This is a genomic window from Suttonella ornithocola, assembly GCF_001889065.1.
GTDB classification, from domain to species: Bacteria; Pseudomonadota; Gammaproteobacteria; order Cardiobacteriales; family Cardiobacteriaceae; genus Suttonella_A; species Suttonella_A ornithocola.
The window spans coordinates 1-8,944 of record NZ_LWHB01000048.1; the positions used below are offsets into that span (position 1 = coordinate 1).

The window sequence follows — 8,944 nt, forward strand, 5'->3', positions numbered from 1 at the left end:
AAAGATAGTGGGCTTGGATTAAGCAAATACGCAAAGAATGGCGGATGGATTGTATTGATACTTTATTCTTTTATCTGCTTTGGATTGGGTTGGGTTTATGATGATTGCACTATATTAGCTATAAAAAAACACTAAGGCATCCAAAAGCTAATCAAGATGATAGGGAACGCTTTAATGAGAGCATCGCTAAGTATCAAAAAGAAGAAACTCCGATTGTTTATCTTGACGAGAGTAGCTTTAGAAGTCAGTGGTTACATCGGTATGGATGGTCTGTGAAAGGACAACGTTGTTACGGTGAGTAGAATTGGCAGATGAAAAACCAAACCCATACTATAGGAGCATTAGGTAATGGCAACCTCTTTGCTGTTGGGTTATTTGAGAGCAGTATTAACGGAGATATTTTTGAGGTTTGGGTCGAACAGATATTGTTACCTGAATTATCGAAAAACAGTGTTGTTGTCATGGATAATGCAGCCTTTCATAAGAGGGAAGGTACAAAAGAACGCATTGAAAATGCAGAGCATCAAATTCTTTGCTTATCATCCTACAGTCCAGACTGAAATCCAATTGAGAAGAAGTGGGCAAAAGTGAAACATGTTTGGCGATTATGGAAGATAGATTGAGACCTTTGTAACATTCCGTTTCACACGAATTTTAAAATTAACACTATGATTTTAATATTTTTTTTAAAATTTGAAAAATTGAAATTTCTCTATTTTATATTTTTGGCAAAGGTCTCGGTTTGCATTCAGCAAAAGTACTGTTTTGGTTGCATCAATATCAATGCAAATGCATTACATGATTTTTTTAAGCTTATATAGTCAAATCAACTAAAAAACAGGACGTTTTATAAACATGACCTTAGTGCTTCTGGCGGTAAATGGTGTTCTGTTTTTTAGCTGATTGCACTATATGTACTTAGTTTGCTGTTATATTTCATTTTTCTAGACTATATCTGAATGGGGTTAACTTGCATACAAACTGACGAACCACAGATAGCCAACCTCAGTACGGCAAAACGAGCTAACGCTGTATGCGAGCTAAAGACATTTATCTATACTGAATATTTAGCGATAGGCACGTAATAAACAATATTGTTTGAGTGTTAGCCAAGGGTCGCCGGGCTCCGCACCTTTATTGATTCTATCAAGTTTAGCAGCTAGTTTGAGGGTGCTGCTAATAACGCCAGGGCGTAATCTATTCAGTGCATAAAGATAATGTTTTTGCTGCCTGCTATAGATATTGGCGGTTTTGAAGATATCAGCATATTCTTGCTTTGTTCTAGATGCTAGCTGTAACAAGATATGCATATCACGCATTAAATGCCAGTTGATTAGAGTGATTTGATATTTGTCTTCTTGCTCTATTTTTTCGGCAATACGATAGGCGGTCAGCCAATCAGCATTAAATAAGGCATTTTTAAATCCATAGATAGTTAGACGTGAGAAATCATCAAGTAATCGCTCAATAATCGTTTTATCTAGGATATCAGTATGTTCCTGTGAATATTTAAGTCGATCAATTGATTGTTGCGCCGCCAGTAAATTTCCTTCATGGTAATCTAAAAAGGTATCAAATGCACTTTGGGTGAGTCTAAGCTGTGCAGTAGAAAGTCGATGTTGAATTTGTTGTTCATAGGCTTGCGGTGATAGATTGGTGCTTATAATTTCTAACATTCCTGAGCGAATGAGTGATTTATACCATTCTGTTTTTTGTGGTTTGTCTAATCGTGGAAAGTGAAGAATGAGTTTGATTTTAGAAAAAGGAAGTGTAGCGATTTTAACCAGCTGTTTAGCGGCATGGTTATCCGCTTTTTTTATTTGACTATGGGCTTCTATTAGGCGATTCGGTGAAAATAAGCTTGGACTTTCTAGTTCGGTAATCAGTATTTGCCAATCAGCATGTCGGGAAATTTCTAGGCGTTGGCGTTCAAGATAACCTTCTTGCTTAGCTTTTTGACGTAAAATATCTAGCGCTTCTTGATTGAGCAGAGGCTCGCTACCATAGATAAGCGATAGGTTGGGTAGCGAGCGGTTTTCAAGGTAATGTGCTATTTTTGTGGCTTCTATACTCATTACTGACCATTAGGATGACGTGAACTTACCGCTTCAATGAAGCGGATAGTAGCTGCGGCATTTTCTTTTGTTAATCGTGCTTTAGCATTTTTTTCTTGTTCAGAACTTCCAATATATTCACTACTGCTATATTCGATGCTGGTGCGATTATTGATAACAATACTTTCTATCGCACGATTTTGATAAAACATCTCAACTTGATAACCGCTAATCAATTCGATTTCTCGACTATTAGCGCTATTAGCAGTTTGATTACGTTGTTGTTGGTAATCACTAATAACGACTTTCCAAGGAGAGTTGTTATTTAGCTGAATGTGCTGATTTTTCAGCGCTGTTTGTAGTGTGATAAATTCTAGAGAAGTCTCATCATGACTAATTAGGTTTAACGTTGAAAGATGTTTCAGCGTTTGTTCTGTACCTTTTAGATGAAAGCCACAAGCAGAGAGTAAAATGAAAAGAAAGGATAATAGATACTTCATTATTCTACCCAACAACGAGGTTAATGAGTTTTTTTGGAACTACTATGGCTTTCTTGATATTGAGTCCTTCTAGATATTTTTGAAGTCCTGTATCTGCATGGATTATTTCAATAATATTGTCTTGGTTAGCATCGATTGGAACGGTGATTTCGCCACGACGTTTACCATTGATTTGAACTGCAAGAGTGATTTCATCTTGAATGAGCGCGTTAGCATCAGGCTCTGGCAATGCAGTGTCTGTAATGATCCCTGCGAAGTCTAAGTCTTGCCATAATTGTTCCGTAATATGTGGCACGATAGGTGAAAGAATTAAAAGCAAGGTTTTGACGCCTTCTTGACGTAAGGCTTCATTGCTAGGTTCAATTTCTCCTAATACGTTCAGGATTTTCATTCCCGAAGACACAACAGTATTGAATTGGTTGCGTTCATAATCAAATCTAGCACTGCGTAATTGTTCGTGTATTTCACGGCGAATGGCTTGGTGTTTTTTATCAAGTACTTGACTTGCGTGATTTTTACGGAGTGCTTCACGATGTTCGTAGCAATACGCCCATAATCGTTTTAAGAATTTGTGTGCGCCTTCTACACCGCTATCAGACCATTCTAAGGTATTCTCAGGTGGTGAGGTAAACATGGTATAGAGACGTGCGGTATCTGCACCATATTGAGCGACTAATTGCTCAGGGTCAATACCGTTATTTTTGGATTTAGACATTTTTTCCATGCCGCCATAGGCGACTTGGGTACCGTCTGATAATGTACCGTTTAGAATACGTCCTTTTTCATCTAGGTTAGGTGAAATGTCTGCTGGGTTATACCAGTCTTTAGCGCCATTTTCTTGTTCGGTATACCAAGTTCCAGCTAGTACCATTCCTTGTGTGAGTAAACGAGAAAAGGGTTCGTCTATTGAAATTAAGCCTTCATCTCGCATGAGCTTAGTGTAGAAACGGGCGTAAAGTAAGTGCAAAATAGCATGTTCAATTCCACCAATGTATTGGTCAACAGCTTGCCAATATTGCACATCGCTTGGGTTGACCATTTGTTTGTTATCGCGAGGAGAAAGGTAGCGGAAAGGATACCAGCTAGATTCCATGAAGGTGTCCATGGTATCGGTTTCTCGTTTGGCGGGTTTACCGCAGCGCGGACAGGTGGTTTGGTAGAATTCAGGCATTTTTGCGAGCGGTGAACCGCTGCCATCTGGGACAACATTTTCTGGTAAGACGACGGGAAGTTGTTCATCAGGAACGGGAACGTCACCACAGTCATCGCAATGAATAATAGGAATAGGGCATCCCCAATAGCGTTGCCGACTAATTCCCCAATCTCTTAAACGATATTGAGTAGTAGCTTCGCCTGCGGATTGAGCCTTTAAGAGTTCAGCGACTTTATCAAAGGCTTCCACAAAGGTAAGACCGTCTAATACGCCACTGTTTATATTAACGCTTCGTGTTTTATCGCCATACCATTCTTGCCAATTGTTTGCGCTAAACTCAGGCTCACCTTCAACAGTAATAACTTGTTTAATCGGTAAGTTATATTGATTGGCAAAAGCAAAGTCTCGTTCGTCATGAGCAGGTACTGCCATAACAGCACCATCACCATATCCCCACAGGACGTAATTAGCGACCCAAACGGGCAATTTTTCTCCATTTAAAGGATGAATAGCGTAGCGACCTGTTGGAAAACCTTTTTTCTCCATGGTGGCTAAATCTGCTTCTGCAACAGAACCTGCTTTGCATTCTGCGATAAAGTTTTGTAATTTGGGATTATTTTGAGCGGCGGCTGTTGCCAATGGATGTTCTGCAGCAACGGCTAGATAAGTTGCGCCCATTAAGGTGTCTGGACGCGTGGTATAAACTTGAATATGCGTTAAATCTACGTCTTTTTGACTATCTTCTGTTAGCGCAAAACGTACGGTCATCCCGCGAGATTTGCCAATCCAGTTTTTTTGCATGATTTTGACGCGTTCTGGCCAACCTTCTAGTTGCTCGAGGTCAGCTAAAAGTTCTTCCGCATAGTCAGTAATGCGGAAGTAATACATCGGGATTTCGCGTTTTTCGACTAAAGCGCCACTTCGCCAGCCACGCCCATCAATGACTTGCTCGTTGGCTAAGACGGTTTGGTCTATTGGATCCCAATTAACGGTTCCGTTTTTACGATAAATTAGCCCTTTTTCAAAAAGCCGAGTAAATAACCATTGTTCCCAACGATAATATTCTGGATGACAGGTGGCAATTTCTCTTGACCAATCGAAAGCAAAGCCTAATGCTTTCAGTTGACCGCGCATATAGGCTATATTGTCATAAGTCCATTTAGCAGGTGCGACTTGATTTTTAATCGCAGCATTTTCTGCAGGCATGCCAAAGGCATCCCAACCCATAGGTTGTAAGACATTTTTGCCTAACATTCTTTGATAGCGCGAAATAACATCCCCAATGGTGTAATTGCGCACATGCCCCATATGCAACCTACCAGAGGGGTAAGGAAACATAGATAGGCAATAAAATTTTTCTTTATTAGGATTGATAACTGCTTTATAGCGTTGTTCTTCTGCCCATTTTGTTTGAATAGCAGGCTCTATTTGTTTAGCTTGATAAGTATTTTCCATCTCGGTTCTGCATCGGATACATTAAACCGACAATGATAGCATAGAGCGCCAGTAGAAAGAGAAAGAGGTTGTTACCATATTTTGCATACGGCGTTAGTCCAATGCGAGGCTGAATTTTGCCAGCAAGAACGCCTTGTTCGAATCTTGGCAGAGAAGAGATAATATGTCCGTGATGGTCAATAAAAACAGTATAACCGTTGTTGGTTGCGCGAGCCATTTCTCTACCGAGTTCAAGTGCGCGCATTTGGTTCATTTGTAGATGTTGGTCGGCGGCAATTGAGTCTTGAAACCAACCGTCATTGGAAACATTGATGAGATATTGGGCATTAGGCAAACTTTGTCGGACAACACGACCAAAGGCAGCTTCATAGCAAATGGATGCACCTGCGGGAATGCCGTTTGTTAGGATAGGTTTTTGGTTTTCTCCGCCGCGTGAAAAATCACTCATAGGAATATCAACATATTTATTAAATAAGTTAAAAACGGGCTTCATTGGCGTAAATTCTCCAAAGGGGAGTAAGTGTTCTTTAGAGTATCGACGGCTACCATTGCCAAGTGTAATGACGCTGTTGTAGTAATCTTTATCTAGATTTCCTGTGGCTATACCTGTTACGAGCGTTTGTTTTTTATCATAATAGAGCTTATCAAGAGGGATTAAAAAATTGTCTTTAACAGCATTTTCCATAAAAGCAATCGCTGTTTCTGGCCAAATAATCACAGACTCTTTGCGATTAGCAGAAAGTGCAATATAGTCATCTAGGTCTTTATACATTTGATTAGGGTCAAACTTGGTATATTGCGAGGCATTTCCTTGAACTAAAGCAACGCTAAAAGCTTCTCCCATTGGTTTGGTGAAATGCAGATTTTTGGTAAAAGCACTAATCGCAATAATAAAAATGGCAATAATGATTGGGTAAGGTGTGCGTTTGACAATGCTATAAGCAAATAGTGTACAAAGACAAGCGAGAACCAACCCAACGCCATAGCTACCAAAAATAGGCGCTAGGTTATGTAAGAAACTACTCATTTGACTATAGCCAATGGATAACCAGGGAAAACCTGTTAAAACATAAGAACGAATAAACTCCGCTATTAGCCAAAGAAGTGGAATTAATGCTGCTCGATAGAGCGATTTACGCACAGAAAGCTTGCCTAATAGCCACCCAACAAGCATTGGGTAAAGAGATAAATACAGAATAAGCGTGATATTCGCTAAAATGGCAAAAGCTAAAGGCGCATCTCCATAAGTATTTAAAGATATATATACCCAATAAACGCCTGTGGTAAAGTTCCCTAAACCAAACAGAAAGCCTATGCGACCGGGATGTAGAGAGGTTAACCATAGGACAAATATCCCAGTTAAGCTGATAAATGCTAGCCACCAAAGATTAAAAGGTGCAAATGATAAGCTTAATAATGAACCAAGAACGAAACTAATAAGGCTGTGCATAAAATTAGAAATGGTTAAACAATAATAACAGCATAACGAAAATGCTTTGAATAATCGCTTACCAAAATTATATCTGTATCTACAGAGGCCTAATCTTCTATACTAGAAGAAACGATAAGAGGTAAAACATTTATAGAGATTGAATAAGTAAAAAGAATATATTTTGATAGTGAATTGGTTATACATTGGTTTCATCAGCTTCTTTCAGTGCACGACGAACGGGATATCCATAGTAGGCAATAATTCTTCCAGCAAGCTCATCCCGCTTTCCTTCAATTAGTAAGGAGAGATTATTGGTTCTGCGAGCTTTTTCTTGTTTTTTTCTACCTTTATAAAGCCACCATTGGGCAATATACTCTGATGCGAAACGTTGCATAAAAGACTCCTCGATGTATGGTTTGACAAAATGATAATGTAAGTTTTTAAAAAAAGAAAATTGATAATTTGGGAACGATTATGACAGCAGTAACTATATCCGCTTTAGACTTTAGAGGTCGGGGTATTGCGCGTTTAGACGGACAAGTGATTTTTATCGAAGGCGCTTTGCCGGGCGAAACCGTTACTTTTCGTGAAATAAACAAAAAAAAACGATTTGTTGAAGCTTCTGTCAATAGGATTATTGATGCTTCTGAGTATCGAACTGAGCCAGCTTGTCCTTATTATGAGAAGTGTGGCGGCTGTGCGTTGCAACATGTTGAAGCAGATGAAGAGGTTGTTTTAAAAATAGAATTGTGGAAAGAGCAGTTAAGGCGTATTGGAAAAGTAGAAGAACAAAATTTATTATCACCTATTGTTGGTGATGCTTGGCGATATCGGGTTCGTAGTCGATTAGCGGTTTCTTATGAGGGAGATATTATTTCGGTTGGTTTTCGCGCGCGGCGTTCTCATGATGTCATTGATATAAAAGATTGTCTGATTTTAGCGTATCCTCTGGCTGCTGCTCTACCTTCTTTATCTGATTTATTAGCCAAACTTTTACCTTTAAAAGTTACAGCGCTTTCTTTACATAAGGGGGAGCAAACCTGTGCATTAGCAATAGCGTGTGATAAAAATCTTCCGCTAGAAATATTAAAAGATTGGGTCTTAAGCCAGAAAGAGAATTGGCAGGTCTGGGTCAATCATCAATGTATTATTGGGGAGGAAAAAGATTTATTTTATGATTTAGCGGAATTTGATGTTCGAGTGAATTTTACCCCAGATGATTTTACGCAAGTTAATCCAACGGTTAATCATCAATTGGTCAGTCAAGCAGTAGAATGGATTCAGCCACAAAAAGAAAAAGAAATCGTCGATTTTTTTGCAGGATTGGGAAATTTTTCACTGCCTTTCGCACGATTGGGCGCAAAAGTTTATTCTCTAGAAGGCGTGCAAGAAATGGTTAAAAGAGGTGAGTTGATTGCGCAAAAGAATCATTTAAAGCATTTGATTGAAACTGCTAGGGTAGATTTATTTGCAATCAGTGGAAAAGCGATAAAAGTTTGGCAAACAAAAGAGGTTTGGTTTGTTGATCCTCCTCGAGCAGGCGCGCAAGCGCTCATGCAAACATTGGTAAAATCTAAAAAGCCTAGCAAAATAGTTTATGTTAGCTGTGATTCTGCGACGTTAGCTCGAGATGCGAAACTATTAAATAATGCAGGTTTTCAGTTGAAAAGTGCAAGAGTGGCGAATATGTTTGCGCGTAGTGCGCATATTGAAAGCATTTCTCTATTTGAAAGATAAGGAGATACGATGGCAATTTATACTTTTAATGATATAACACCACAATTATCTGATACTGCTTGGGTACATGAAATGGCGATGTTAGTGGAGAAGTTAGCTTAGCAGAATTTGTAAGTATTTGGCCTTGTGCGGTTGTACGCGGAGATGTTGCGTCGATAAAAATAGGAGCAAGAAGTAATGTTCAAGATGGTGCAGTGATTCATGCGACACATACGCATCCTGAATTTACGGGAGAAGGCTTTGCGACCACAATTGGTGATGATGTGATTATCGGTCATAATGCAGTTGTACACGGGTGTTGCATTGCTAATGAAGTATTGGTTGGTATGAATGCCACTGTTTTAGATGGTGTGGTTGTAGAAAGTCAGGTTCTCATTGCGGCGGGGGCGTTAGTTCCGCCGGGTAAGCGACTGGTTAGTGGTTGGTTATACGCAGGAAATCCTGCTAAACCTTTGCGAGAGCTAACAGATAAGGAGGAAGCATTTTTTCGCTATAGTGCGAGTCATTATGTCAGTTTGGCGGACAAGCATCGACAAAGTACACGAATGGCTTCTATTAGTTAGTAGAGAAATCTAACGTTTATTATTTAAGAAAACTTTAGCTACAAATCTGT

At 39.3% G+C, this 8,944-nt stretch carries 8 protein-coding genes and 1 pseudogene; 4 read left to right on the forward strand and 5 right to left on the reverse strand.

Annotation, left to right across the window (positions count from 1 at the left end):
- Window positions 1-104: 104 nt before the first annotated feature.
- Together A5N85_RS14990 and A5N85_RS14995 are read left to right on the forward strand one after the other, a co-directional pair.
- Complete coding sequence (locus A5N85_RS14990; protein WP_143143175.1) at window positions 105-302, forward strand: hypothetical protein; 198 nt, start codon at window positions 105-107, stop codon at window positions 300-302.
- A gap of 9 nt (window positions 303-311) precedes the next feature.
- Window positions 312-560, forward strand: coding sequence for a transposase (locus A5N85_RS14995; protein ID WP_115305812.1), 249 nt, complete (start codon window positions 312-314; stop codon window positions 558-560).
- Between the two features lie 507 nt (window positions 561-1,067).
- Here A5N85_RS14995 and holA read toward each other — a convergent pair.
- The 5 genes from holA to A5N85_RS03895 all read right to left on the reverse strand — a co-directional run bounded on the left by holA (window position 1,068) and on the right by A5N85_RS03895 (window position 6,988).
- Entirely contained in the window at window positions 1,068-2,075 is a 1,008-nt protein-coding gene (gene holA / locus A5N85_RS03875; RefSeq protein WP_072576058.1) for a DNA polymerase III subunit delta, read from the reverse strand.
- Window positions 2,075-2,554: an LPS-assembly lipoprotein LptE gene (locus A5N85_RS03880; protein ID WP_072576059.1), complete on the reverse strand. Its 480-nt coding sequence runs from the start codon at window positions 2,552-2,554 to the stop codon at window positions 2,075-2,077. The genes holA and A5N85_RS03880 overlap by 1 nt, the downstream gene beginning before the upstream one ends.
- 4 nt (window positions 2,555-2,558) lie before the next feature.
- Window positions 2,559-5,162, reverse strand: a complete 2,604-nt coding sequence (gene leuS / locus A5N85_RS03885) for a leucine--tRNA ligase (RefSeq protein WP_072576060.1) — start codon at window positions 5,160-5,162, stop codon at window positions 2,559-2,561.
- On the reverse strand, window positions 5,140-6,612 hold the full coding sequence (gene lnt, locus A5N85_RS03890; protein ID WP_072576061.1) for an apolipoprotein N-acyltransferase: 1,473 nt from the start codon (window positions 6,610-6,612) through the stop codon (window positions 5,140-5,142). Before lnt ends, leuS begins: the two co-directional genes overlap by 23 nt.
- Before the next feature lie 178 nt (window positions 6,613-6,790).
- Window positions 6,791-6,988 carry a CsbD family protein gene (locus tag A5N85_RS03895; RefSeq protein ID WP_072576062.1) on the reverse strand — a complete coding sequence of 66 codons (198 nt, stop codon included), beginning with the start codon at window positions 6,986-6,988 and terminating at the stop codon, window positions 6,791-6,793.
- Between the two features lie 80 nt (window positions 6,989-7,068).
- Here A5N85_RS03895 and A5N85_RS03900 point away from each other — a divergent pair, with 80 nt between their 5' ends.
- Together A5N85_RS03900 and A5N85_RS15000 are read left to right on the forward strand one after the other, a co-directional pair.
- A complete protein-coding gene (locus A5N85_RS03900; RefSeq protein ID WP_072576063.1) occupies window positions 7,069-8,331 on the forward strand; it encodes a TRAM domain-containing protein in 1,263 nt (420 codons plus the stop codon).
- Window positions 8,332-8,340: 9 nt separating this feature from the next.
- A pseudogene (locus A5N85_RS15000) lies at window positions 8,341-8,894 on the forward strand (gamma carbonic anhydrase family protein).
- Window positions 8,895-8,944: the final 50 nt, after the last annotated feature.